23 protein-coding genes are annotated in these 24,802 nt (G+C 58.9%); 9 read left to right on the top strand and 14 right to left on the bottom strand.

Annotation, left to right across the window (positions count from 1 at the left end; translation table 11 throughout):
- Positions 1-22: 22 nt before the first annotated feature.
- On the bottom strand, positions 23-319 hold the full coding sequence (locus tag ACSQ9D_RS31715; protein ID WP_436285731.1) for a DUF736 domain-containing protein: 297 nt from the start codon (positions 317-319) through the stop codon (positions 23-25).
- 778 nt (positions 320-1,097) lie between these two features.
- Here ACSQ9D_RS31715 and ACSQ9D_RS31710 point away from each other — a divergent pair.
- Positions 1,098-1,277 carry a hypothetical protein gene (locus tag ACSQ9D_RS31710; protein WP_436285730.1) on the top strand — a complete coding sequence of 60 codons (180 nt, stop codon included), beginning with the start codon at positions 1,098-1,100 and terminating at the stop codon, positions 1,275-1,277.
- Positions 1,278-1,414: 137 nt separating this feature from the next.
- Here the strand turns inward: ACSQ9D_RS31710 and ACSQ9D_RS31705 are convergent, their stop codons facing one another.
- The 6 genes from ACSQ9D_RS31705 to ACSQ9D_RS31680 all read right to left on the bottom strand — a co-directional run bounded on the left by ACSQ9D_RS31705 (position 1,415) and on the right by ACSQ9D_RS31680 (position 8,290).
- A complete protein-coding gene (locus ACSQ9D_RS31705) occupies positions 1,415-3,064 on the bottom strand; it encodes a GMC oxidoreductase (RefSeq protein WP_436285729.1) in 1,650 nt (549 codons plus the stop codon).
- A gap of 29 nt (positions 3,065-3,093) precedes the next feature.
- On the bottom strand, positions 3,094-4,176 hold the full coding sequence (locus tag ACSQ9D_RS31700; protein ID WP_436285728.1) for an ABC transporter ATP-binding protein: 1,083 nt from the start codon (positions 4,174-4,176) through the stop codon (positions 3,094-3,096).
- Positions 4,177-4,180: 4 nt separating this feature from the next.
- A complete protein-coding gene (locus ACSQ9D_RS31695) occupies positions 4,181-5,065 on the bottom strand; it encodes a carbohydrate ABC transporter permease (RefSeq protein ID WP_436285727.1) in 885 nt (294 codons plus the stop codon).
- Complete coding sequence (locus tag ACSQ9D_RS31690) at positions 5,062-5,952, bottom strand: carbohydrate ABC transporter permease (protein WP_436285726.1); 891 nt, start codon at positions 5,950-5,952, stop codon at positions 5,062-5,064. Before ACSQ9D_RS31690 ends, ACSQ9D_RS31695 begins: the two co-directional genes overlap by 4 nt.
- 95 nt (positions 5,953-6,047) lie before the next feature.
- Positions 6,048-7,280, bottom strand: coding sequence for an ABC transporter substrate-binding protein (locus ACSQ9D_RS31685; protein WP_436285725.1), 1,233 nt, complete (start codon positions 7,278-7,280; stop codon positions 6,048-6,050).
- 56 nt (positions 7,281-7,336) lie between these two features.
- Positions 7,337-8,290, bottom strand: a complete 954-nt coding sequence (locus tag ACSQ9D_RS31680) for a sugar phosphate isomerase/epimerase family protein (RefSeq protein WP_436285724.1) — start codon at positions 8,288-8,290, stop codon at positions 7,337-7,339.
- Positions 8,291-8,527: 237 nt separating this feature from the next.
- Between ACSQ9D_RS31680 and ACSQ9D_RS31675 the strand changes: the two genes are divergently transcribed.
- From ACSQ9D_RS31675 to rpiB, 4 genes are all read left to right on the top strand, one after another.
- The gene (locus ACSQ9D_RS31675) at positions 8,528-9,577 is read left to right on the top strand and encodes a LacI family DNA-binding transcriptional regulator (RefSeq protein WP_436285971.1); all 1,050 of its coding nucleotides are present in this window, start codon (positions 8,528-8,530) and stop codon (positions 9,575-9,577) included.
- Positions 9,574-9,912 (top strand): hypothetical protein, encoded by a 339-nt coding sequence (locus ACSQ9D_RS31670; protein ID WP_436285723.1) that lies wholly within the window; start codon positions 9,574-9,576, stop codon positions 9,910-9,912. The genes ACSQ9D_RS31675 and ACSQ9D_RS31670 overlap by 4 nt, the downstream gene beginning before the upstream one ends.
- Before the next feature lie 140 nt (positions 9,913-10,052).
- Positions 10,053-10,289 carry a BrnA antitoxin family protein gene (locus ACSQ9D_RS31665; protein ID WP_436285722.1) on the top strand — a complete coding sequence of 79 codons (237 nt, stop codon included), beginning with the start codon at positions 10,053-10,055 and terminating at the stop codon, positions 10,287-10,289.
- Between the two features lie 554 nt (positions 10,290-10,843).
- Positions 10,844-11,293: a ribose 5-phosphate isomerase B gene (gene rpiB / locus ACSQ9D_RS31660; protein ID WP_436285721.1), complete on the top strand. Its 450-nt coding sequence runs from the start codon at positions 10,844-10,846 to the stop codon at positions 11,291-11,293.
- Positions 11,294-11,949: 656 nt separating this feature from the next.
- Here rpiB and ACSQ9D_RS31655 read toward each other — a convergent pair.
- Together ACSQ9D_RS31655 and ACSQ9D_RS31650 are read right to left on the bottom strand one after the other, a co-directional pair.
- Complete coding sequence (locus ACSQ9D_RS31655) at positions 11,950-13,263, bottom strand: epoxide hydrolase family protein (protein WP_436285720.1); 1,314 nt, start codon at positions 13,261-13,263, stop codon at positions 11,950-11,952.
- A gap of 31 nt (positions 13,264-13,294) precedes the next feature.
- The gene (locus tag ACSQ9D_RS31650) at positions 13,295-13,684 is read right to left on the bottom strand and encodes a cupin domain-containing protein (RefSeq protein ID WP_436285719.1); all 390 of its coding nucleotides are present in this window, start codon (positions 13,682-13,684) and stop codon (positions 13,295-13,297) included.
- Positions 13,685-14,134: 450 nt separating this feature from the next.
- Between ACSQ9D_RS31650 and ACSQ9D_RS31645 the strand changes: the two genes are divergently transcribed.
- On the top strand, positions 14,135-15,196 hold the full coding sequence (locus ACSQ9D_RS31645) for an alpha/beta hydrolase family protein (RefSeq protein ID WP_436285718.1): 1,062 nt from the start codon (positions 14,135-14,137) through the stop codon (positions 15,194-15,196).
- A gap of 731 nt (positions 15,197-15,927) precedes the next feature.
- Here the strand turns inward: ACSQ9D_RS31645 and repC are convergent.
- The 5 genes from repC to ACSQ9D_RS31620 all read right to left on the bottom strand — a co-directional run bounded on the left by repC (position 15,928) and on the right by ACSQ9D_RS31620 (position 21,998).
- Entirely contained in the window at positions 15,928-17,223 is a 1,296-nt protein-coding gene (gene repC, locus ACSQ9D_RS31640; protein ID WP_436285717.1) for a plasmid replication protein RepC, read from the bottom strand.
- A 176-nt stretch (positions 17,224-17,399) separates the two neighbouring features.
- Positions 17,400-18,398 carry a plasmid partitioning protein RepB gene (gene repB, locus ACSQ9D_RS31635; protein ID WP_436285716.1) on the bottom strand — a complete coding sequence of 333 codons (999 nt, stop codon included), beginning with the start codon at positions 18,396-18,398 and terminating at the stop codon, positions 17,400-17,402.
- Positions 18,395-19,612 (bottom strand): plasmid partitioning protein RepA, encoded by a 1,218-nt coding sequence (gene repA / locus ACSQ9D_RS31630; RefSeq protein WP_436285970.1) that lies wholly within the window; start codon positions 19,610-19,612, stop codon positions 18,395-18,397. Before repA ends, repB begins: the two co-directional genes overlap by 4 nt.
- 700 nt (positions 19,613-20,312) lie before the next feature.
- A complete protein-coding gene (locus ACSQ9D_RS31625; protein ID WP_436285715.1) occupies positions 20,313-20,924 on the bottom strand; it encodes an outer membrane protein in 612 nt (203 codons plus the stop codon).
- Between the two features lie 843 nt (positions 20,925-21,767).
- The gene (locus tag ACSQ9D_RS31620) at positions 21,768-21,998 is read right to left on the bottom strand and encodes a hypothetical protein (RefSeq protein WP_436285714.1); all 231 of its coding nucleotides are present in this window, start codon (positions 21,996-21,998) and stop codon (positions 21,768-21,770) included.
- 455 nt (positions 21,999-22,453) lie between these two features.
- Here ACSQ9D_RS31620 and ACSQ9D_RS31615 point away from each other — a divergent pair, with 455 nt between their 5' ends.
- From ACSQ9D_RS31615 to ACSQ9D_RS31605, 3 genes are all read left to right on the top strand, one after another.
- Positions 22,454-22,609, top strand: a complete 156-nt coding sequence (locus ACSQ9D_RS31615) for an entericidin (protein WP_436285969.1) — start codon at positions 22,454-22,456, stop codon at positions 22,607-22,609.
- An 857-nt stretch (positions 22,610-23,466) separates the two neighbouring features.
- Positions 23,467-23,787 carry a DUF982 domain-containing protein gene (locus ACSQ9D_RS31610; protein ID WP_052230773.1) on the top strand — a complete coding sequence of 107 codons (321 nt, stop codon included), beginning with the start codon at positions 23,467-23,469 and terminating at the stop codon, positions 23,785-23,787.
- 119 nt (positions 23,788-23,906) lie between these two features.
- A complete protein-coding gene (locus tag ACSQ9D_RS31605; RefSeq protein WP_436285713.1) occupies positions 23,907-24,683 on the top strand; it encodes a phosphodiester glycosidase family protein in 777 nt (258 codons plus the stop codon).
- Positions 24,684-24,802: the final 119 nt, after the last annotated feature.

Genomic DNA, 24,802 nt, shown 5'->3' with positions numbered 1-24,802 from the left:
AAGCGGAGCGCCGTGGTGCTAGTCAGCGGGACCAGATGAGCTTGTGCTCGCCTTTGTCGCCCTGGACGAGGGAGGCGTAGACTGGAGCCGTGAAGGACGGATCGTCGAGCTTGAGCGAGAGGTATTCGGCGCCGGTTTCCCGGGCGGTCCGGCTCCAGCCGGCTCCAAACTCGACACCCGTTGCTGTGACCCGGAAGTCCGGGGCGCGATCGTTGTCGCGGTCGCAGGGTTTGATGGATGCCTTGACGTTGAGGGTGAGGGTCTTGATGGTGCCGGTGAAGCCGTCGTTCGAGGCGGTGAAAGAGCCGATGGTTGCCATTGTCGCATTCCTTTTCTGTTGCTCGAGCCGCGCCCATCGCGGCTTCGATGGCTGTCGATCGGACCGGGGATGATCGGCCCGCACCCGCAGGGCCGCAACGAAGTGGAGGACGGCCATGGGCGGAGGCTTTCTTGGCTATCGCGAGGAATGACGGCGCAGCCGGCAGGGGAAGAAAACGAGCCGGCCGTTGCGGGAGGACGATCGAGCCGAGCAGCGCGAGGCGGTCTCCGGTCAGACATGCCCCATCGAGACCGCAATGGGCGTGCCATGCGCAGATTGAATGGACGGAAGGCGGATCCAGGCACGCCAGCTCGAGGTGCGACACCCGCGCGTGTCATTTCCCATCGCCCTTCTGGCAGGCATAGGCATCAGGAACGCGTGATACCAGTAAGCTTTCGGGCTGCGGCGGCATCTTTGACGGTCAGTGCGATTTTCTTCAGGAAGGCAGGACTGAAACTGCCAAGCGGCGCGGTCGACTCAAAGTCGAACGCTTTGTCGAGTTCAACCCGATTATACTCGTCGAGAACGATCCAGCACGGAAAATCCAGGCCGGCGCGACGGCATTCCGAGCGGTTCTCTCGTGTGGCCGTCGCTCGTTCTCACGCTCGTGGCGGCGGTCGCCATATTCCGTTTCAAGACATCGGTGATAACGATGCTGCTTGGCTCAGCGGTGCTTGGGATGGTTGGACGCTGGTGTCGGCCTAGAGGCATTGCGGACATTTGCCTTCGATCAGGCGAGTCCTAAATCTTCATCTCCTTCACCACCTCGGAGGTAGAGATGCCGTCTACGCAAGATCAGAAGCCGTCTGTCGTCAAAAAGCAGACCGACGACGGCTGGAACATTGTGACCTACAATCTCGATGGCGTTTCGGTTCAAGACCAGTTCTTCATCAGCGAGGCCGACGCCGACGCATATCTGCAGGAACAACAGGCATTAGTCGAAGGTAGGAATACGTAGTAGGCGAGCCGCCGCCCGCATCCTGGTCGGGCGGCGGCTCACCGACGGTTCTCGGCACCTTGCGCCGGGCGATCCATCTAGTTCTTCATCGGGGGCTGCATCGAGAACGCCGCGTCCATTGGTTGCCCTTTCCGAAATCAGTCTTTCGATCGATAGCCCTGCACGACGTGCCGGCAGGCCCGGATCGTCAGGGCCATCACCGTAAGAGTCGTTCCAGCGACGCCGCTACCAGGAAATGCCGACGCGTCGGTGACGATAAGATTGGGAACATCCCAGCACTGATTGTAGCCATTGAGCACCGAATCCTTGCCGGACGCCCCCATCCGCGCACCGCCGGTTTCATGGATCGCGGCGCCCATGCACATGGTCTTTCGGAACCATCTGCGAAACATGAAGCGGCTGAACGGATCCGCATCCGGAAACGCCCCTCGCCCGATCTCCTTTAGGCCGGTCGGCGAACCGATGAATTCTAGCTCGCCGCCCACACCTTTAATGATCTCGATCAGGATCTCCTCCTGCTTCTTGAGGAGAGCCAGTTCCTCGTCCCTCATGGCGCATCGTATGTGCGGCACAGGAATGCTCCAGGCGTCCTTTCGCCGCGGATCGAGAGTGATGCGGTTGTCCGCATAGGGAAGCATACGCCCGAAGCCGAAGAAAGAAAGACGGGCGTCGCCGTTGGCGTCCGTCGGCGCGCGGCCGACGCTGCCCTGGAAGTCGAAATCGCCGCGGCTTAGTTCCGCCCTGTCGAAGCGAGGGATGAAGATGCCGCCGGACGGATTGTAGAAGTCATCAGGCGGCGCCGAGGTGTCCTTTGCCCAACCCTTCGCTCCGGAAAACGAGCCAAAGGCGAGGCAAGGAAGCTGGTCCATGAAGTAGCGACCCAGCATTCCGGAGCTGTTGGCGAGGCCGTCTGGATGTCTGGTCGACTTCGAGTTCAGAAGCAGCCTGACGCTTTCGATCGGCGACGCGCACAGTGCCACGATTCCCGACCTGACACTCTCGACGCCCCCTGTCACGCGGTCGATGATTTCAGCGCCGGTCGCAAGCCCGGTTCCCTCGTTCGTCGTGATACGCCGGACGACGGCATTGTAGCGCGTGGTCAGAAGACCGGTGGCTTGAGCCTTGCGCAGTGGTGCCAACGTGCGCGTAGGATCGGGCGCGATGTATCGCCAGGAGACGACATGGCGGCCGGGCCACTTGCCTTCGACTTTCGCCTTAAAGGCCTCCTCCGCTGGCGTCAGCCCCGCCCGCTTGGCGTATACGCCGTCCGGCAGCGTCTCCACCCCGTCCGGATTGCCGTAGAGCCCGAGCAGGGATTCGGCCTCCTCATAAAATGGCCGCAGCTCATCGTACGACACGGGCCAGTCCTCGCCCTTGCCTGTCAGCGTACGAATCTTGAAGTCTTCGTCCGTCCAACGAAGGAGAACGCGTCCGAAGCTATGAAGACGTCCCCCGCCCTGTCGCCCTCTGATCCAGAGGAACGGCGAATCCTTCGGCGTCGTGTAGGGATTTTTCCAGTCGTTAACGAAGAAATGGCTGAAGCGTTCAGTAAAGAATGCCGCGCGTGCCTGTATCGGCTGTCCCTTCACAGTGGCTCGGGCGCGCTCCCATATGTTGATGCTGCTTGAAGGCGCCTTCTTGCGAGCGGGATCGAAGTCCTTTTCTGTAACGGCGGGTCCCGCCTCCAGAAGAAGTACTGAAAGCCCTTGGGCGGTCAGCTCCATGGCGGCGAAGGAGCCCGCCGCGCCCGAGCCGATGACCAGCGCGTCGTACGTAGTCTTTGACATGATCTTGATCCGTATTTGCGTATGCGGTGTTACAGGCGACGGCCGTCCGCTCCGAAGAGCGAGGCCTTGGCAATGTCGATACCGGGAGCGATCTCGGCACCGGGCTGAAGGCTGACCTCGTCCATGACTCGATAGGAGAAGCTCGAGCCCTCCCAGTCGAACCAGACGACGCTCTCGGCGCCCATCGGCTCGACGACGGAGACCTTGGCGGGGACGGTCTGAAGACCTGCCTGCCCGCCATTGGGAGCGACATGTTCCGGTCGGACTCCGAGCGTCGCTGGACCAGGCACCGGCCCGTCCGTGAAACGGTATGCAGAAAGGTCGAAACGAACGCCGCGGCTCTCGAAGACAGAATTGCCGCTCGAAAGGACGATCTTGCCCTCGACGAAGTTCATCGCGGGAGCGCCGATGAAACCTGCGACGAACAGGTTGACCGGCCGATGGTAGATTTCCGACGGCGTCGCGAGCTGCTGGATGACGCCATCCTTCATGATGGCGATGCGGTCGGCGAGCGTCAGGGCTTCGACCTGATCGTGCGTCACGTAGATCATAGTGTTGCCGAGGTCCTGATGAAGCTTCTTGATCTCGACGCGCAACTCGTTGCGAAGCTTGGCGTCGAGGTTGGACAGCGGCTCGTCGAAGAGGAAGACGTCGACCTGGCGGACGAGCGCCCGTCCGATGGCGACGCGTTGGCGCTGGCCGCCCGACAGCGCTGCCGGATAGCGGTCAAGCAGGGCGTCGAGATGCAGGAGCGAGGCGGTCCTTGCGACCCTTGTCTCGATTTCCGCTTTCGGCAGCCCGGCAACGCGGAGACCAAAGGACAAGTTCTTCCGGACCGTCATACGCGGGTAGAGTGCATATGACTGGAACACCATCCCGATGCCCCGATCGCTTGGTTCCTCCCAGGTGACGTTCTTGCCCGATATCCAGACTTCGCCATCCGTGATGTCCTGCAGCCCGGCGATGGAGTTGAGCAAAGTCGACTTGCCGCAGCCCGATGGGCCGAGCAGGACAAGAAATTCGCGAGGCCTGATGTCGAGCGACATCTTCTCGATCACGGCATGGTCGCCGTAGGAAATCTTGAGGTCCTTGATGGAAACAGCGGATTGCATGCGGTTATCCCTTGACTGCGCCGGCTGCGACCCCGCGCACGAACCAGCGGCCTGAAAAGAAGTAGATGGCGAGGGGAACGAGCGCCGTCAGAATGGTCGCGGCCATGTTGACGTTGTAGGCCCGCTCGCCCGTCGTGGTGTTGACGATGTTGTTGAGCTGGACGGTCATCGGCAGGTTGTCCCGGCCTGCGAAGACAAGGCCGATCAGGAAGTCGTTCCAGATGCCGGTGAACTGGAAGATCGAAGCGACCACGACCATCGGAACGGCCATCGGCAGCATGATCTCGAAGAAGATGCGCCAGAAGCCGGCGCCGTCGACGCGGGCCGCCTTGCAAAGCTCGTCCGGAATGGCCACGAAGTAGTTGCGGAACAGCAAGGTCACCAACGGCAGCCCGAAGATCACGTGGACGAGCACGACGCCGGCCACGGTGTTGTAGAGTTCCACGGTAGCGAGCAGCCTCACCAGCGGATAGAGAAAGATCTGGTAGGGTATCAGTCCTCCCGCCATGAGCAGGCCGAACAGGGCCGACGAGCCGTGCGGGCGCCAGAATGACAGGGCGTAGCCGTTGACGGCCCCCACCAGCACAGAGATCGCGACCGCGGGGACCGTGATCTGGACGGAGTTCCAGAAGCCGACACGCACGCCGCCGCACTGCGTTCCCATGCAGGCACCTGACCAAGCAGTCTTCCAGGCGTCCCAGAAGAATTGCACCGGCATGGCGAAAATCTGCCCTAGGCGGATCTCCTCCATGCTCTTCAGCGACGTCACCAGCATCGTATAGAGCGGCAGAAGGAAGAACAGCGCCGCGCAGCCGAGGAATGCGTAAAGGCCGATGCGACCGACAGTCAGACGGAACGGCTTTGCGCCGCGGGGATGGGCACTGCTCATCGTTGCGCGCCCTTTCTTCTGGATTGCATGTGCACGGCATAGCGGAAGGGAACCACGGCCATCAGAACGGACAGCACCAGAACCGTAGCCCCGGCGGAAGCCAGCCCGAGGTTCTGACGCTCGAAGAGGTTGTCCATGATGAACTTCGCCGGGACTTCGGTGGCCGAACCCGGACCGCCCCCGGTCAGGGCCACCACGAGGTCGTACGTCTTGATAACGCCCATGCCGAGCAGCATCGAGGCGGCGGCAAGGGCCGGACCCAGTTGCGGTAGAATGATGGACACGTAGACGCGCCAGACGGGGATCCCGTCGATCTGAGCGGCCTTCCACTGCTCCTCGCTGATACCTCGCATGCCGGCGAGCGTGATGACCATCACGAGGCCCGCGCCTTGCCACAGGCCCGCGAGGACGATTGTGTAGATCGCCATGTCGCGGCTTACGATCCAGTCGAAGACGAAGCTTGTCCATCCGAGCGAGCGGACGAAGGCCTGTATGCCGAGCGTCGGGTTGAGCATCCATTGCCAGATGAGACCCGTGACCACGAACGACATGGCATAGGGGTAGAGGAAGATCGTCCTGAACATGCTCTCAAATCGAACCTTCCGATCGAGCGAGGCGGCAAGCAGGAACCCCAGAACGAGACAGCCGATCACGTACAAGACGCCGAAGATCACGACGTTCTCGAGCGAGGCCAGCCAGCGGGAGTTTCGGAAGAGGCGCGCGTACTGGGCCAGCCCGACGTAGTTCGACGAGGGAAAAACGGTCGAGTCGGTGAACGAAAGCCGGATTGACCAGACCATAGTCCCTATGTAGACGAATATCGCGGCAAACCATGTGGGAAGCAGTGCATAGCTTGCCGTCCTTGAACGCTTACGCATCTGCGCCATGGCGAACTCCTCGGACGATCGGCGCCTTTTCCGGCAGTGCCGGTGGCGCGTTCAAGGCGCGATGGGCGAAACACCCACCCATCGCGCAGCGGAACTTAGTCGAAGATCTCGTAGAAGGACTTCGCAGACTCCGCAGCGTCCGCGGAAGCGTCGCTCCAATACTCGTTGACGAAGTCATTGAGCGCGCCCGCCTGCTGGGGCGTAAGAACCAGCGCCTGGTCGGGGGCGATCTTGCCCGCGGTCATCAGCTCGATACCCTTTTGCGCGCAGATGTCGAGCTTCGACTTGTCGACGTCCGACCGCATGGGAATCGAACCCTTCTTGAGAGAAAACGCAACCTGGACGGCAGGATCCATTGCCACTTCCGCCAGAAGCTTCTGGCCGGCCTCGGAGTCCTTGTCCGCAGTCTTGGGAAACGAGAAGGCGTCCGCGACGTAGACCATCCCGTCCGAACCGGGGACAAGCATGCAGCCGTAATCCTTGCCCGGCTCCTTGCCGGCCGCGAGGAATTCTCCCTTTGCCCAGTCGCCCATGAACTGGACGCCGGCTTTGCCGGAAATCAGCATGGCGGTGGCGTCGTTCCAGTTGCGTCCAGCCGCACCCTCGTCGACGTAGCCTCGAAGCTTGCCATAGATTTCCAGAGTTTTAGTCAGGCCGGCGACCGAGGCGTCGCTCTGGTCCTTGTCGACGTAGATCTTTTGGAAGCCATCCACGCCGACCTGCGAGAGCAGGATCATGTTGAAGACCTTGGCCTCCTGCCAGGACTGGCCGCCCCATGCCACGGGCGTCACCCCGGCAGCCTTGAGCTTGTCGAGCGCGGCGAACAACTCGTCCCAGTTGTTCGGCTCTTTGGTGACGCCCGCCTTCGCGAAGACGTCCTTGGAGTAGAAGACCCAGCTTTCGCCGTGAGCGCCCGTGGGGGCGAGATAGACCTTCCCATCGTAGGATATCAGATCAAGGATGGACTTCGGCAGCACGTCGGCCCATTTCCCTGCCTCCGCGGTCTGCTCGACAGGGCTCAGCAGGCCCTGCTTCACGAAGTCGGCGTTGGCGACGCCCATCACGCCCTGCTTGGCAGCCGGCGGATCGCCCGCGACCAAACGGTTCTGAAAGGCGGCGTCCGCGGCGCCGAAGCCGGCGATGGACGAATCCTTCCAGACGCCGCCATGCTTTTCGAACTCCGCCTTGATGACGCCAAGGGCCGCGGCCTCGCCACCCGACGTCCAGGACGTGATGACTTCCGCCTTCGGCTTGTCCTCTGCCAAAGCAGGGACGACACCAGCGATCAGGGCGGCCCCGGCAAGCAATGCTTTCATTCCAGTTCTCATTGTTCCACCTCTTGGAAAGCGACCCTCTTTGGCGGGGTCTTCGGTTAGGGAGAGTCTTATCGGTAGATCGGGAGAAGCGCCTGCTTCACGAGCCGGAGACCGTTCGCTATGTCGCCAACTGGGTCGGGCGCGGCGTCGAGCTCGAGGATGGCCCAACCCTGGTATCCGCGGTCGCGCAGAAGCCGCGCCCAGCCCGGCCAGTCGACACGTCCGAGGCCGAAGCCACAGAAATAGGGCCGATGACGGTCGTGGATGTGCGCGTCGATCGGAGTATCGGATGGCATCGGTCCAAGCCCGTCCTTCCAATGGGCGATGATCACCCGCTCATGGTGACGGTCGACCACTTGAAGAGGATCGGAGCCCGCGAGAATAATGTGCGCGGTGTCCGGGCACATGTGGACGTAGGCGGGATCTGTCAACAGCATCATGAGGTCGACGTCGCGGCCGCCGGCAAAAATCGAATGAGCCTCGGTGTGGAGAGCGAGCCGCACTCCCCTGCCATGGAGAACGGCGCCGAGCCTGTTCAGGAAGTCCGCGATCTTGCGGGCCTGTTCGAAATCGAAGAATCGGACCGGAATGGCGCCCAGCGTCTGGCGAAGCGGCGCCCCGATGACCATGATGTCGCTTCCGCAAGCCTTGAGGAAATCCGCATATCGTTTTGCCTTGTCGATGATAGCGGACTGCGCGCCGGCCTCTGTGAAGTCGCCCGCGGCCTCGAGTTCGGCGAAGAAGCCGCTCGCCAGCGTCAGCCCGCGCGAGGAAAGTTCAGCGGCGAAGAATTCGACCGACCCATATATCTTGATCGCGTCCTGCCAGTTGAATGGAGAGAACGTCAGCTCGACGCCCGTCACGCCGGAGGCTGCGACCCCGTCCAGTATCTTGTCCCAGAACCTGCGCGGCTCCGCCTGCGCATAGGCCTTGATCGCGTCATGATCCGCGACGCCCCAGAATCCGGGATGAAAAAACGTCACGAGATCGACGCCGAAACGAAGTCTGTCCTCACTTGCCATGGAAGCCTTCCATTCAGACACGGCTTCTCGTTTGCAAAGGAGACCTTTACACTATTGAAAGCCGCTTGATTTCAATGCATTACGGAATGGCAATCGTTTGCCATGACCATATAATAGCCGTGCCGCTTTTTATGGCAAGCGGTTTTTGGCAATCGTTTGCTAAAATTCCGCGATTGCCTTACGCTAATCGGTGGGGAAAATATGAAGAATCGATAAAACGTGAGTGAAAACAGACAGATGTCAGGCGACGACAATTCGGGTCCCCTTATGGCCGACGTGGCACGTCTCGCTGGCGTGGCGATCTCCACCGTGAGCCGGGCCCTCGCCAATCCGGGACGGGTCAACGAGAAGACGAGGGCGAAGATCGACGCGGCGGCCAAGCAGCTCGGCTACACGCCCAACGCGATGGCCCGCGGCCTGCGGGTGGGGAAATCAAACGTGGTGATGATCGTGCTTCCGGGGTCGCTCTACTACGGCACGTCGCAGGTGATCCCGCAGGTTCTCGAAAACATCAACAGAGCCTTGATGCAGAACGGCTACAATCTGATGATCGCGAACCTCGACAGAGACGAGAAGTCGGAGCGGCATATCCTTGACCTCGCCTTCGGTGGAACCGTGTGCGGTGCGATCGTGCTTTCGTCTACCTTGCCGGAGGACGGAGGGCGATCCCTGGCCGACGCGCCGATTCCCGTCGTTGCGCTCCTGCAGGACCTGAGCAACGTCGGCATTCCGAGCGTCGTCACCAACGACCGGGAGGCTGTTCGTGAGGCGACAGCAGACTTGATCGCGCTCGGACACAGACGCTTTCTCTACCTTGCGGGCCCATATGGCAACTATCACGACGTCGAGCGCTATGCCGGCGCGCTGGAGGCCGTGCTGGCAGCCGGCCTTCCGGAAGAGGCCATTCTGCGCTCGGGCGGGCTCGACTATCGGCATAGTTTCCAGATTGGCGTGGAGGCCGCGGATTTTTTCGCGAGGCAGAGGGACAAGCCGACCGCCGTTATCGCGACGAGCGACGACATGGCGATATCCTTCATGAGCTCCGCGCAGGAGAAGGGCTACCGCATTCCCGACGACGTCTCGATCGTGTCCTTCGACGGATCGCCGGTCTGCGCCTACTGCTCCCCTACTCTCTCTGCGATTCAGCAGCCCATGGAGGAAATGGGAGAACGGGCCGCGCTGATGCTCATCGGGTATGACGGCGCGGTCTGCGACGCAACTCAGGGTCCGATCGTCATTTCGAGCAAGCTGGTGAAGCGCAAGAGCATGGCAGGTGTCGCGCGGTGACCGCCCCATTGCCCCCCGGCCTTTCCAAACTGAGCACATCCGCTGCTTTCGGCGATCTCTTGCCAACGGCCGCTCTCGATGTTCGAGACGAACCTCCCCAAGCCGCGGACGCCGCCCACGATGATCTTCATGTCGTGCGATACCTTGTTGGGAAAGCGTCAGAGGTCGAGGAAGCCAAGCACTACCCAATCCCGACTGCGAGTCCGGTTGAGGTGGTCAAGTCGGTGATGGTTGCGAAGTATTACAGCCGCGCCGACCTAGTGGCAGTAATTGGCTTCAAGCGAGCGGCTGATCTTCTGAATGGCAAGCGGGAAATCAATTTGGACCAGATTTGAAAACTTAGTAAAGAATGGAATATTCCCGCTGGCTCACTGATTGGCGAAGTTGCTGCCTAAAGGATCATATTGCCGCAGCGGGCAAGCTGATGAGTAGAACATAGCTTATGTGGCACGTGCTCCATAAGCCGGAGAGAAGCATGACACGAGCACCACGCCGCCCCGTCAATCCGCTCGACGCCGCGGAGGCCTTGTTCAAGCCGGCAAACAAGGTGGCTGCGGCGCCTGCCGTCGAGCGGCGAGCGCTGCCAAATGTCAAGGAGCCGGTCTCCCTGAAGCTCGACAGCGACGTGCTCGCCTATTTTCAGGCGGATGGTCCGGGCTGGCAGGAACGCATCAACGATGCGCTGCGTGCCGCCATGAAGGACGATCGCTGAACGCACTGCATCGCCCGGCCGCCCGCTCACCCTCCCCGCTATCCTGCGTAGCGGCGAGATCGTGTTCGATGTCGGCGAGTTCATCTCGCTTCAGAGCAGGCTGCGCGCCGAAGGCGAATGCTTAAGCCGAGCGTCCGGCACTTCCTTGTGAACAGCAATTTGCATATGAGCCCGAAACTCACTGCGAAGACGTGAGGCGTTGCGTGCGCCCCAGACGCCAACAAGGTATTCCCCAGACACGTCGTTCTGGAAGACATCCGCTCCGTCGAAGGCAGACCGCCTTCGCCAACGACATCTCCAGAATGATCGGAATTTAAAATAAACGCGGTTGGCTTTTGCAATGAACGCGGCGCCCCGCTCGTGCATCTCGCAGACTGGTATGGTAGCTCTTTCATGGTTCGCCCTCGCTAAGCTTGGGGCTCGGCTCCGGCCAATCCGGAGCAACCCCCGAATTCAGCTTACCGCGGGGGCGGGCCACCTTCACCCCGCGAACATAGGGTCTAGGGTGCATCTTCAAGACGCCAAATTGCCTTGGGAAACGGGACGACTTCTCCATGACAGCCAGCAACCGCATCGCCCTCTCCAGCGACCACGCCGCCATTCATCTCCGACAGGCCATTGCCGGCCATATCGCGGCGCAAGGCTGGGTAGTGGTCGATATCGGACCGAAAACGCCGGAGAGCACACAATATCCTAAGCACGGCGAAGCGGCGGCGCGGCTCGTCGCCTCCGGCGATTGCCAGTTTGGCATCATCCTATGCGGCACCGGCCAGGGCATCATGATGGCGGCGAACAAGGTAAAGGGCATCCGTTGCGGTGTCTGCGGCGACACATTCTCAGCCCGCATGATCCGCCAGCACAACGATGCCAACATGCTTTCGATTGGCGTGCGCGTGGTGGGCGAAGGTCTGGCGCTCGATATCGTGGATGCGTTCCTGACTGCTCGTTTCGAGGGCGGGCGGCATGCGACGCGGGTGGAGATGATTGAGGCGCTAGAGGGGTAGCGCCGTCCATTTCTTCCTCTTTGGGCTCCCGCCCCGAATCCGCAATCTGACCGATGGCCGATTTTCTGCGTTTTGGACCAAAAGCCGCCAGTCTGCTTTCCACCGAGCCTGTGTGAAAACGGCGCGTTTCCACAAGGCTCCACCCGAAGCGGACGTTCGTTTGATCCGGGCAAACTCGCACTTATGGTCGATATTGTTGGAAAAGTCGGTCTTCTATAACGTCCGATTTTTCATAACGTCCGATTTTTTGGGGGCCGTAGAGGCAAATACTGAAAATTGCCTGGGGGACCTACCAATTTTGCGATCAAGCAACGTGGAGTGAGACGTCTGAACCGTCGCGCGCGCCCGATCTTCTGAAATGACGCCCCGCACAGAAGCACGTTTCCACACGGGCTCCACCAATGGCTTCATGCGCCTCCCGCTGGCGAAATTCGGCAACGATTCTTGAGACCGTTGGCTCGCTCACGTCATATGGGGTTGCCATTTCGGCGTAAGACTTGCGGCCCGAAATGACGAACTCGTCGATCTCGCGCCGCTTCTGGGGTCGGTTCAGGCTGAGGGGCGGAATGACACCCTAAGCGTTTACCTCCGTGGGCCACAGACATTCGCCGGTCAGGAGAATATGTGCCCAGCCCAATACGACACAAAGCGCCTCATCAGCGAAGGCCGCTGAACCCGGCTCTGATTTCCTGGGTGAACACCTCGGGCTCCTCCCAGGCAGCGAAATGTCCGCCTTTAGGTGCTTGGTTGTAGTAAATGAGTTGCGGGTACGCTCTTGAAAGCCATTTCTTTGGCGGCCTGTAGACCTCACCCGGAAACACCGTTACGGCCACTGGCACCTTGCTCGGCGTCAGTTTCGCCCCGGCGACAATGTTCTCCCAGTAAAGCCGACCGCTCGATGGTCCCGTGTTGGTTAGCCAGTAGAGGGTTATGTTGTCGAGGATTGCGTCCTTCGACAATTCCTTCTCGGGCTCGCCGCGCGTATAAACCCAATCGGCGATCTTGTCATACAGCCAGGCAGCCAAACCAACGGGGGAGTCTGCAATCCCATAGCCAATCGTTTCCGGCCTCGTGCCCATGATCGCCGCGTATCCGAAACCATTGGTTAGGAAGTCCTTGGCTTCGTTGAACACAACTCTCTCGTCGGCGGACAGCGTCTCGGGCGGTGAACCTCCTGCCTTGAGTGCCGCTGCGGCAGCGGGAGGAAAGGTCGTCGCGCGCTCGACACGGTTGACATGGATGCCCAGGAGCCCCTGCGGGGCCTGACGGGCGAGCGCATCATTGATGATGGCTCCCCAGTCGCCGCCCTGGGAAACGTAGTGATCGTATTCAAGCCGCTTCATGAGGGTATCCCAGGCGTTGGCAATGCGCTGTGGGTTCCAGCCCGTCGTTGTCGGCTTCTCGGAAAAGCCAAAGCCAGGTATCGATGGAAGAACGACATGGAATGCGTCGTCCGCACTGCCGCCGTGCGCCGTCGGATCAGTAAGAGGGCTGATCACGTTGAGCAGTTCGAACACCGATCCCGGCCAGCCGTGGGTCATGATGAGCGGCAGCGCGTTCTCATGCCGCGACCGGACATGGATGAAGTGGATGTCCAATCCATCGACATTGGTGATGAACTGCGGATACGAGTTCAGCTTTCTCTCCGCGTTGCGCCAGTCATAAGACGACCGCCAGTAGTCGACCAGCTCTTTGAGCTTTGCCAGCTGCACGCCCTGTGAGCGGTCGGTCACGGTTTCGCTATCGGGCCATCGTGTTTCGGCGAGCCTCCTGCGCAGGTCGATCAGTGCCTTCTCCGGAATCTCGGCTTTGAAGGGTCTCACCCCGTCGACATGCGTCGGCAGCGGATTTTTGCGGGCGGCCGCTACCGTTGCCGATGGAAGGATAACCGAAGACAGGCCCACCGCAGCGCCGGTGAAGAGCAACATCCGGCGCGAGACTTCTATCTTCGAAAGTGATTTATGTGTCATGGCACGCATCCCGTATTGACGTCGTCTGCGCCTACTTGACCGGAACGACGAGGGTTTGTCCCTTGGGCACGATGTAGGTGGCCAACTCGGAGGCTCTGCCATCACCGACGTTTTTCGCGGAGTGTGCAACACCCGACGGAATGAACAGAGAATCGCCTGCCCTCAGCGTGACGGCGTCGCGTCCTTCAAGCTTATACTGAAGCTTGCCCTGCAGTACGTAGGCAACTTCTTCGCCAGGATGCTTGTGGTTGATTGCCGACGCTCCCGGATTGACGTCAACGCGTACCTGGACGACTTCCTTGTCAGGCACGCTGATGTCTTCCTTGAGGAGATCTGTGCGCTGAATTTCCTGCGCATTGGCGAAGTTGAGAGACACGGCTCCCGCAGCGAGGGCGCAAAGGATGAGCAGACGGGTTTTCATGATACGCTTCCTTGTTTGGCGATGCCGTCGACCTTCGGTCAGATGGCACTCGCGAACTGGATCAGATGTCGTCCGGTCCTCGGCGGAGGATCAGGAACAAGATCGAGAACTTTCTCCCTTGCGACGAAATTTGCGCCTTGGATGTACCTGGAATGTTTCATCCCCACGCCAGTTTGTATCGAAGTTTGTCGATAGCCGCCCCGCTATCATGCGGCAGCGCAGTCGATTCAATGATCGCAGCGTGAAACGCTCAAAACGCTCGATGAGTGCAAGAACAGACGATTTCATCAAGGTTGGCGATTGGAACCGATGATGGCCAAGATCGCGATCAAGAACGACCTAAATCACGATCGAGGTCGAGTTTCACGCTGTTATTCCCCAGATCGGCACTGGAATGCATTCGCTTGCAAAGACGAGCTGACCGTCGTCGCCGCACTTTAGAGGGAAAAAATGAAGCGTTTGAATAAAGTCTGGACCATGCTTTGGAGCATCGCTCTTTCGACGTTGATAGTGCAACAGGCGTCCGGCGTCAGCGAGAATGTCGGCGTGCGTCAGATTCCGGCTCCCTCCAAAGAGCGCGGTATCAATCTCGACGTGACCGTTTGGTACCCGGCGCGCTCAGGGGGCAAGTCGGTCACGCTTGGCGAGAGCGTGTTCTTTGCAGGAACTCCCTCCATGCGCGATGCCTCAATATCAGACGGAAAATTTCCCCTCGTATTGCTCTCCCACGGCGCCGGTCTGGCGGGAAGCGCGCAAGCGTTAAGCTGGATTGCGGTGCCATTGGCGAAACAGGGATTCGTTGTCGCGGCCCCTACCCATCCCGGAAATACCGGTGCAAACCGATCCGCAGCGGAAACGATGAAGCTCTGGTTGAGGCCTGGGGATATCAGCGAGACCTTGAATGCGATGGAGAAAGACACTTTTTTCAAAGAGCAGCTCGAGTATGACGAGGTAGGTACTCTCGGGCTTTCCATGGGCGGCAGTACTGCGCTCGCGATCGCCGGCGCCCGCATAGACCCAAAACGCTTGGCGGGCTATTGCGACACAGACGCGCTCAATCCTTCTCTTTGTGAATGGGTCAGGCAAAGCGGCGTTGATCTTCACGCTATGGATTTGCGATCCGCCAGCCGTGACAACGAAGATAGGCGCATCCGATTTGTCATGGCAATTGATCCCTCCCCGGTCGATGTCTTTGATTTTAAGCCATTTTCCCAGATTTCAGTTCCAGTTGAGCTTGTGAATCTGGGTCAACCGGGGAAAATCCCTCTGACCGCAGAAGCTTCCAAAATTGAAAAAGCGATTCCAAACGCCACGTATTCCACAATCGTAGATGCGAGCCACTACAGCATGTTCGCCGAGTGTAAGCCCGGTGCGTCCGAGATCGCTGAATCTGAAAATGTTGGTGATCCGATTTGTATGGATGGCGGAGGCCGCGCACGGAGCGAAATCCATATGCAACTGATCAATATGGTCGTTGCCGCTTTCAGCCGCGCGCTTAAGTCAAACCACTAGCCTGCCGGAAGGTTATCAACGATCCGCTATGTACCCATCGCGTTGTTGGCGGGAAAGCAACGCTACGGCCTCCAATAGAAGGGGCTTGCCTTGAGAAGGTTTTGAACGGCTTTCATGTTGGAGGAGAGTTACGATCTATACGGACGATGTTCCCAAGCCTACGCTTTGGGGGCGAGATTCTCGCCTTCTCCCTGCCCTCCGCCCTACTCGCATTGTCATGACAATCTGCATGCTTTTCTGGTTTCGAGAAACGAGCCAAGAGACTGGAAGATACAGAAACTGTGGATTCACAGCCGGAGAGCGATTGCCCCGGGCCAACCGAGATCGGCAAGGCCCGGTCGATAAACGCGCTACTCGTGCGACCGATCGGATTATTGCCCCGACGTGAGGGATCCAATCAAACCGTTCGCGCACGGCGTCTTGGCCAAGATCCGCGCGCTGATGAAGCCTGATCTTCCGGTGACTGCCGTTCGCCGCGCCATTTGGGCCTACAGCTATTCGAAGCGTGCCTGGTTTTGCCTGCACGCAGCCCGATGCCCAGCGCCACGATGTCGACGGAAATCCGGTTGGCCCCGTCAGTGATGACGACAGGCTGGCAGCACAAACGACAGTTCTCAGCTTGAGGGCCAATTCGACCCCGGCGCCGTCCCCGGCCGTGGCCGACAGCGATACACCAAAATCGAGCCTCATCCGAGCCGGCATCTTCGGCCCGAACCGGGATGTTCCACCTGTCAGCCAACGTTCTGCTGTACTCCGGCATTTGCTCGAACAAGCGCCATCAGCATCGGCCCTATCGCAAACTCACCCTTTTCGGCCCTTCGCGTCAGATCCCGCAGATATCCGCCTGCCGAGTGAATATGCCCTCCCCTTTCGAAGATGCAGGCGATCACGGTCGCGGCGTTTTCCGGACCCATCCCTGCGCAGGCTTCCTCGTAGGCCGAGGGGCTTACGCCGAGCATGGATCGCACGACGACGGCCGCCGACATCAGGTCTCGCCAATTGGCGATCGTTCCACCAGGGCCATAGTGGAGGATTTGCGGGCAGGCTTGGAGGACAAGGCGGAGCGGGAAGGATTTCAGGCGGTGCCCGGCAGGCAGATCGGCCACCTCACCGGTGACCCCACCGGAAGGCGTTAGTGCTTTTAGCCTTCGCTCATCTGACGGCTCGGTGTTCGGGTTATTGTTACCCACCGCCCTCTCGCCCTGCTTTTCGTCGAAAGCTGGTTCAAGTTCAGAAATAGATTCGGGGTTTGAATTCTGTATGTGCCGCTCATTTTGATCGGGATTGCCGCTTTGATTTTGCGTATTTAGCTGCATTTCCAACTGATTGACCACCTCTTCGCGCAACAGCTCCATCTCGTCGAGGGTCGCGGCAAGTTGCACGGCGGTCGGAACTCTCGGCAGTCGCTCCAGAAGTCCGCGCAAATGCGCGCTGACCGTCATCCAATCGCCAGCCGCGCCTTCCTCGAGGGCCGCTTCGATCAGCTTGGTGATATCCCGTCGGCACAGCGTCAAGCGTTCGCGAAGGCGCTGCAGGTGCATGCGCTCAGCAATAACCTCAGCGGCCAGGCGCTCGATCTCCTCGGATCGGGCAAGCAACGGCGCAAGCGAGAAGCCGAAGGCCTCATCGATCTCGCCGGATCTACCTTTGTGAGCGTAGCGCTTGCCGTTCGGGCTGTCCTTGCGGATCAGCAGGCCGGCCTCGATGAGCACGGCCAGGTGCCGTCTAATCGTCTGCTCGGCCATTCCATGAGCGCGGAGCGAGAGCTGCGCGTTCGAGGGAAACACAACGAGCCCATGCTCTTCCGCAAGCGCGTTTTTCGGATAAAAGCTCAACAGGGCATTCAGCACCGCCAACGCCCGGTCTGTTACCCCAAGCAAAGGCCTGGCCTCGCATAGAGCTCGATATAGCTTCCATTTATCGACCGTCTTGTCTGGCTCGATCTCACGAGACGCGACCTGGCTTGACAGCATCCCAAGCGTCATCGACCGCCGCCCAAAGGGCGTCGTCACAGTTCCACTCTCCATTTCCTTCACCTTCGATCAGGCAAAAGAAATTTGCTCACCGAAACGGTGCCAAAGACTCTTGACTACGATTCGTGGAAATGCGATTCTCGATCTTGTCTAGAAATCAGAGAGAGGCTTCCACGACTTTGGTCGTTTGGGGGCCTTTTTCTTTTGCGATTACTGCTCCTTAGCGTGTTTCACTTATCGTCCTGGCGGCGTTGCGCCTGAAAGGTCTCCAATAGCTCGGGCAAACGGTCCACGAGATAGGCTGCGAATTCCGGTGCTCTCTGCTCGTCGATGACAAGCCTGGTCTTTCGGGCGCTGCGCTCGACTTCGGCGAATTTGATGCCCGTCTTCGCAACGACATGGCTAAGAGTTTCGGGACGGACACGCCTTGGCGCTGTTTCCCGCATGACCTTTTCAAATCGCTCGTCGCTAGAAAGCTTTTCGTAGGATGGCGTATTGACGAGGCCTATCCAATCGACGTCCTTGCGCGCAGCAAGGTTGGTTGCCAGTTGTTCCCAGCGCGGCCGGCCGATCTTTGGCGCAGGGCCAATCGCGATGATGAGCGCCTCCGGGATGCTGCGGACAATCGAAATCATCGTCGACAGGTTGCCTTTGTGTACGGAGAGCGCCGCAAGGATTGTTTCCCGCTTCACTCCCCTCTCCTCTAAGCGAAGGCCAAACAGGGCCCGCTCAATGAAAGAGAGATCTTTCCGTTCGAGATTTTCCTTACCCTGCGCAACGATAAGACCATCATCGTCAAGCTCCCGAACAACCGCCTTAACCTTCAAGCCCAGTCTGCGTAGGGCTTCGACGCGACGGTGCCCGAAGGCAATCTGATACTTGCCTCGGCTGGCGGGATGAGGCCGGACCAGAACCGGCAGGATCTGCCCGTGCTGGCTCAGGCTTTCTTGCAGCTCCAGGAAATCTTGAGATGCAAAACCATCCAAACGATCCTTGACGAACGAAGCTTCAATGTCGGCTGGATCAAGCTCGACAATCGCAGCTCCTGCGGCAATCTGCGCCCGCAGGGCCTCGGCGGCCTCGGCGTCTTGCGTGAGGCTTTCGAAGGCGCGATTCATAGATAGCAGCGCCCCGGACTGCACGGCGGGCTTAGCATGTCGCATCGCTTCTGACGCGCCGCCTGTAATTGGCGCTAGCATGTCGCGCATTGCATCGCGCCGCTTACTCATGACGCTCTCCCCCACGCTTTCTTCACAAGCGCCTCGATCTCGGAGTTGACGTTATCGATCGCTTCCATTGCGCGGTCATAGGTCGATCGATGGAAGTTCTCCCGTCCTACTTCGTAAAGGGTCTGTTTTGTCAGTCCGGCATCTGAAATCGCTGCGGACTTCAGAAGAGGATTCGTCAGCACACGCTCTTCAAAGAGGCTGCGCAGGAGTCCCACGATCTGGCTCTGAGGACCGTCGCTCGGCTCATATCGAGTGACGACGTAGCGGAAGAAATCATAGTCCGCATCGCCCCCTGCCCTCTCCACGACATCGAGGAGGCCTGCCGTCATATGGAGGAACTGCGACATGGACGCGACGTCCAGCATCTGCGGGTGGATCGTTACAAGCACGCTTCGCGCGGCGCAGAGAGCCGATAAAGTGAGATAGCCAAGCGACGGTGGGCAGTCGAGGATGACGATGTCGTAGTTCTTCTCGACCGATTGCAACGCTCCGCCTACGCGGGCGAAAAACATCCTGTCCTGCGCCCTTCCGCGCTCCGCGAGAACACGCGGCGTATCGTGTTCGAACTCCTGTAGCTCCAAATTTCCCGGAACCATGTCGAGGCCGGCAAAGTAGGTTTTGCGGATGATGTTGGCGAGAGGAACCTGCTGCTCGTCATAACGGATGGCGCCGTAGAGCGTTTCGTTTGGTTCAAGATCAAATTCCGGCTGCAGCCCGAAGAGCGCCGACAGGGACGCTTGGGGATCGAGGTCAACCGCGAGGGTGCGATATCCGCGAAGGGCGAAATACTGCGCAAGGTGAGCGGCAGTCGTCGTCTTGCCCGAGCCGCCCTTGAAGTTGGTCACTGCAATCACCTGAAGGTCTTCCCCATCAGCTCTGATAGGCGAATAACCTTTCTTGGTGGAAGCCAGATGCTGGCGGATGGTATGGATCTGCTCGAGAGAATAGAGTCTGCGCCCAGCGCCGTTCTTTTCTGCCTCGGGGATGGCGCCCTCGAGGGAAAGGTGACGTAGATAGGCATCGCTGATGCCGATGAGCTTTGCCGCCTCCCCCGCCATGAACTTGCGCAGTTGCTTTTGCGATGTGGGGGGAAATGCGCGCGCCCTTAGTGCCTGCAACTGCGCGCTTAATAGATCCGCGTCGGCCTCGACGAGGCGCGTCAGCGATCGAACCTCTTGATCGCGCTCGGCGAGCGATTTCGCGCTGGTCGGCATCATAAACGCTCTTCTGTTTCAAAATGAACAATGAGCGTTAATTGCGCTGAGTCTGCGAGTCGGGTCAAGGCGAATTGGACAGGCTCAACTGCAATTTAACCGCGCGGTGGCGAACCTTCGCGAACACACGCAGAATAGATTTCCAGATCAGAACCCCTTCATCAGGAAACTTTCAGCGCCTGCACTCATGTTGTGTGGAGGCGGCGACCTTATGGCTGGATCGTTCCCGGTGCAGTACCGAGAGGACGACCACAGGGTCTAAGGGTCCTCCCACCCCTCGGATACTACCGCTTCCTTGACTGCCCCATAGTTCTCAGCTGAGAACTATGCCGTGGGAGCGCTGGTCCTATCGATCTCCACCCGGCTGGATGACGATTCTCGCGGCAAGGTGTGCGACGGCTTTGTCTGCCTCAGTGAGGCCCGAGTGTGTCCGGGCAAGCGAGTGTCATCCCCGTCGACAACTTTCGGCAGCGTTCCAGGCAGTTTTGCAAACCTTGAGGCATCATGGATAAATTTGTCCCGTCGCCTCGAAAAAGGCTGACCAATCCTTCGCTGCCGCGTGAGCCTGTCAGGAGCTGACGCCGTCGATGCCTCAACTCCTGACAATCTTTGATAATTCTTTGTGCGAGCACAATCATATCAATCGACCTGGCGACGCTCGTATTCTGGCCGATGCTATGTCGGTGCAACGCACACGTTTTTAGAACTTGTAGCTAGCGCCGATGAGGACTTTGTTCTGGGTCGCTTCGAAGTCTCCGATCGATGAGCCGAAGTCCTTCTTGCCGAAATCAGAATAGCGATACTCGCCGCGAACGAGAATGCTTTCGGTGAGGGCATGCTCGACGCCGCCGCCGGCCGTCCAGCCGATCAGGATCTCGTCCTTCTTTCCGAGACCTGGGACGTCCACCTTGCCACCGGCAGCCGCGACGCCGGCGGTAGCAAACAGCAGTGTCCGATCCAGGGCATAACCGACGCGGGCGCGACCGGACGCATCCCATCCGATGTCAGCTTGGCTCTTATCTTCGAAATTGTAGTTGAAGTCGTTTTCGATACCGTACACGATGTTTCCAGACTGGAAATTGTAGCCGGCATGCGCACCGAACGTCGCGCTGTCGAGATTCTGTTCTGTGCCGAGAACGGTTGCCTTGATCCAGGTATATCCGCCCTGCGCGCCGAGATAGAAGCCGGACCAGTCATAGGCCGAATAGGGATGCTGCGGGGGCGTGGGCTGCTCGAAGGTCAAATCGGCGGCGATCGCGGGCACACCGAAGGAGGCGGCCAGGGCGGCGACAGCAAATAGTTTGAACTGCATGATAGAGATGCCTCATCTTTGTTTGCATGAAAGAGAGGGCTTTCGCAAAACGCATCGGCCCGGCTCACGAGGCCACTATGCTGCTTGCCATGTTGCAGAGCGTTTCTTCATATTCAGTTTTGTTGCGGGAAAGGATAGCTGACAGTCCACCGCCCTCGAGAAGGTATTGATTATGCGGTGCTTTCGGGAACAATTTTTCTCGCTAAGAGAGAGGAGGTAGCGCGCAAAGCGCAGGCAGAACCCTTACGTGGAACGCGGCCAATGCGGCCAGGCGCGAAACTCGTGGCGGGTTTACAGCACGCACTGCGACCGTCACTGGCTGGGAATGGCTCCTCGGCGAGCTGTGGTCGGCCGTGTGCGACATGAGGACGGATGGCTGGCTTTCGGAGGGAGAACAGAACCACCTCACAATACCGATCGGCCTTCGCACCTTGGAAGAGATTCGGGAGCCATTTATACGAGCTGAATGTTTCGCCGACCTTGTACTCGAGCACCTTGATCTCGTGAAACTCACTGATCCTTGCTGGGAGCAATTCGAAAGGAGTGATGATGTATTGGCGTTCGCCAAGCGTCACGCGGACATGACGCAAGCTTGGTGCGGGCCGATGATCGCTAGCTTGATTGAACCCTACCGCGAGCCAGCCGCATTTGTAACTGAGTTATTTATCCGGTTTGAGCGTCGACTGTCTGAAGGTCCCAGACCCCATGAACCCTACATGGCCGCAGTGGTGTTGTCCAAACGAGCATAGCCGGAAAGTTGCCGCGGCGGCAGACTGGCGACGGTAGGCGGCCGCTCCTGGCGCAAAGTGCCGATCGCGCGATCAATTGGCGTGGTGGCATCTTCTATCTTATCCGCTGCCACTCCTTGTATGGCTGGAGTGCCTGACCTGGGAACCGCCGCTCGATTTCGGATTCCACCAATGCAATAAATGCGAGAGTATCGTCTAGCTCCATCCCTGCGCGGGAGAGGTCTTCGCTCTGCTTTTCGAGGTCTCGCATCCTTAGAAACACCTCGTCGTCTGTCATTGCCGACAGGCGGTCTGCGAAGGTCGCGAGATCATCTTGCTCGGGCATGGTATCCTCTCAATCGTTATCGCCGCCAGTGATAGAGATCGCCGTGCCCCACTGGAGCTCCAAGCTCGGATGTCAGGAAATGGCACCCGCAAGATTCCGGCATAGCTCTCAATGAGATCTCCCCCCGCCAGCGATTTTGTCGATTGCAATCGGGAAATCGCAGATGCGCTTTTCCATCGCGTGGAAAATCACATTGGAAACAGCCGCAGCCACGCTTCGCTTAAGTGTCGCATTCAGAGCGTTCGCCTTGAGACCCATCGTATTCTCCTGAAATATGACCGACCGAGTTTACCCATCAACTCCGGTTCTATCAGGATGTTCCACCACCGACCGTCAGGGACAACAACAGCCGACATTTCACCGACCCGTGCTTGAGGGCGATGCCCGTGAACTTTTTGGAGAACAATTTCGAAGCGCGAAACGTTACTTATCCGTCTCAACAAGGATTGTTTGCCATGAGCGTTGTAACGAGAATAGCCGCCGCCCTTTTCCTGGTGATTTTCATGGCTTCTTGCGCCAACACGATCAAGGGAATTGGCCGCGATACCGCAAATACTGTTAACGCCACGCAGAATGCTGGAAACCGCGTCGGACACGCCGCAGCAAACTGAGGAAACAGGCATCCGTGTCTGGCTTTAAGTAAGATCAGCTGTGAGGACACGCTGCTCAATATGCGTGCCTGTGCCATGGATGCCTTTCCTTGAAATGTCCACAAGGCGTACTGCGCCAACTCCTTTCTTAGCCCTCACAACCTCGCGCATAACGTTTCCATAGAACCTAGCGACGCCCAAGCTCACTCAAGCCGCCCGTGGCTCTAAGGCTGTAGTCGCAAAGACCGAGGGATCGAAAGCCGCGGCGCTAAGGGCACCGCAATGAGTGCATCCGCTCCTAAAGAAGGACCAAGGGCAATAGTCAAAAAATCCGGAGAAGCATGGGAAGCAGCCGGACGAGCCGACGGACGATTCCATCATCGCCGAAAAAGAGCCCGCTGTGGCGGACGTTTTCTTTCCAGTGAAAGTGAAGCACAGGACATACGAAAGTTTGGGTCTGCTATACGAGTGTCCAACTATCAGATTTGCACGTCAGTGCCACAATGATCCGGAACCTGGCTACTGCGCACAACCCGCATTTATGGCGGATGCGCTCTGCTGAAAGACTTCGTCCGTGCGCACCGTGATGATCGCGATTCTGGTTTGTATGGTTGCAGGTATTCTAAGTCCCCTGTTGGTCACAGGAACCGGCGATCAAGTTCCGTTTGGACAGCCCCTTCAAAGATCCCCGAACTCGTTACAATGAGGCACAAGGGTCTCATCGCCGGATTGGTTGCCCTCCCGCGAGGCTCCGAAGCGAGCAGGCAACAAGTAACAAATGCGATCGTCGCGCGTCGTCTCCACACTCCCTGCAGCCCGCTCGCAAATTGCGATATCGTGGTCCCGTTGCCTTAAATTGGCTGAGTAGGAATTGCAGTATGATGACCATCGCGACTCACGGGAGGTTCACGATGATGATCGTCAGCGGGGATTGGATGTATGGGCTCGAAGTCTGGTTGCCTGGTCAGGCGCATCCGGTCGATGTGAAGAGTACAAACGAAGCTTCGGCGCTTCTCGCCGAGCGGTGGCCAGTAACTTTTGGTCCAGCTTTCGAGTATGCGCTTGCAACGTGCGCGGCGGTCACTGAGGGACACCTACCAGCAGAGGAAGCAAGGCAGGCTCTGGTAGAGGCCGCAATCGCCGTCGGCATTGTTTGTACACAGCGCGTGCAAGGTGCGCCCGCAGCGCCTCGTCTTTAGGTGCCGCTCGATCATTATCCACAAATGCCGACGCTGGGTCGGGCTGAAACAGTCCGGATCGCTCGCCGCTCGGAAGTCGTGCGATCACACAAAGGATCGATCCATTGGCGATTGAAAGGATGCCCGATCTCAAACATGGTGTGCTCGCTGCGGGCATGGTCCTGGCAGCCTCAATAGTGTCCTCGCAACCGGCTCTTGCCCAACAATGCGCGCAACAAACCTTCGAGGAGGCGAGATACATCGTTTGTACAGTGGATGTGGGTAAAGCCGGCCTGCGATTGTTCTGGAAGAACGTCGATGGCGAACCCTACCGCTATTTTTCAAGCGTTGCGAGGGCCGTCCGCGACGAGGGACGAACGCTGACGTTCGCGGTCAACGCCGGTATGTACCTATCCGATTTCTCGCCAATCGGACTCTACGTCGAAAACGGGAGAGAATTGAGATCCGTCAATACCGCAGAGCCTGAAGGCTCCCTCGGCCCGGTACCGAATTTCTACAAGGAGCCGAACGGCGTGTTCTTTCTCGACGCAGCAAGCGCCGGAATACTGCCGACGGATGAATTTCTGAAGCGTCGGCCCAGGGTGCGGTTCGCCACCCAGTCTGGTCCAATGCTCGCGATCCAGAACAAGGTGAATCCGATCTTCATTGTCGGATCGACAGACAGAACCCGGCGGAGCGGCGTGGGGGTGTGCGGCAGGGGGGCCGTTCGCTTCGCGATTAGCGAAGACGGGGTGAATTTTTATGATTTCGCGCGGCTTTTCCGTGATCATTTGAAGTGCCCCAATGCATTGTTCCTCGATGGTGGACGAGGCGTGGGGATTTACAATCCGGCAATGGGCCGCAATGATCGATCCTGGCATGGCGGTTTCGGCCCTGTCTTCGGACTTGTCGAATAACAGTGGTACGACGATGGGCAGCAATTACAGGTCGCACGAGTTTGATGGCCCAATTGCTGCGCGAGGGACTTCAATGAAGAAATCGAATACTCTAAGCGCCGGCGACCACACGGGCGGAT

The organism is Rhizobium sp. LjRoot258, assembly GCF_964254185.1.
Taxonomy (GTDB): domain Bacteria; phylum Pseudomonadota; class Alphaproteobacteria; order Rhizobiales; family Rhizobiaceae; genus Rhizobium.
The sequence above is the reverse complement of the archived record's forward strand: the minus strand, read 5'-3'. Positions and strand labels throughout refer to the sequence as shown.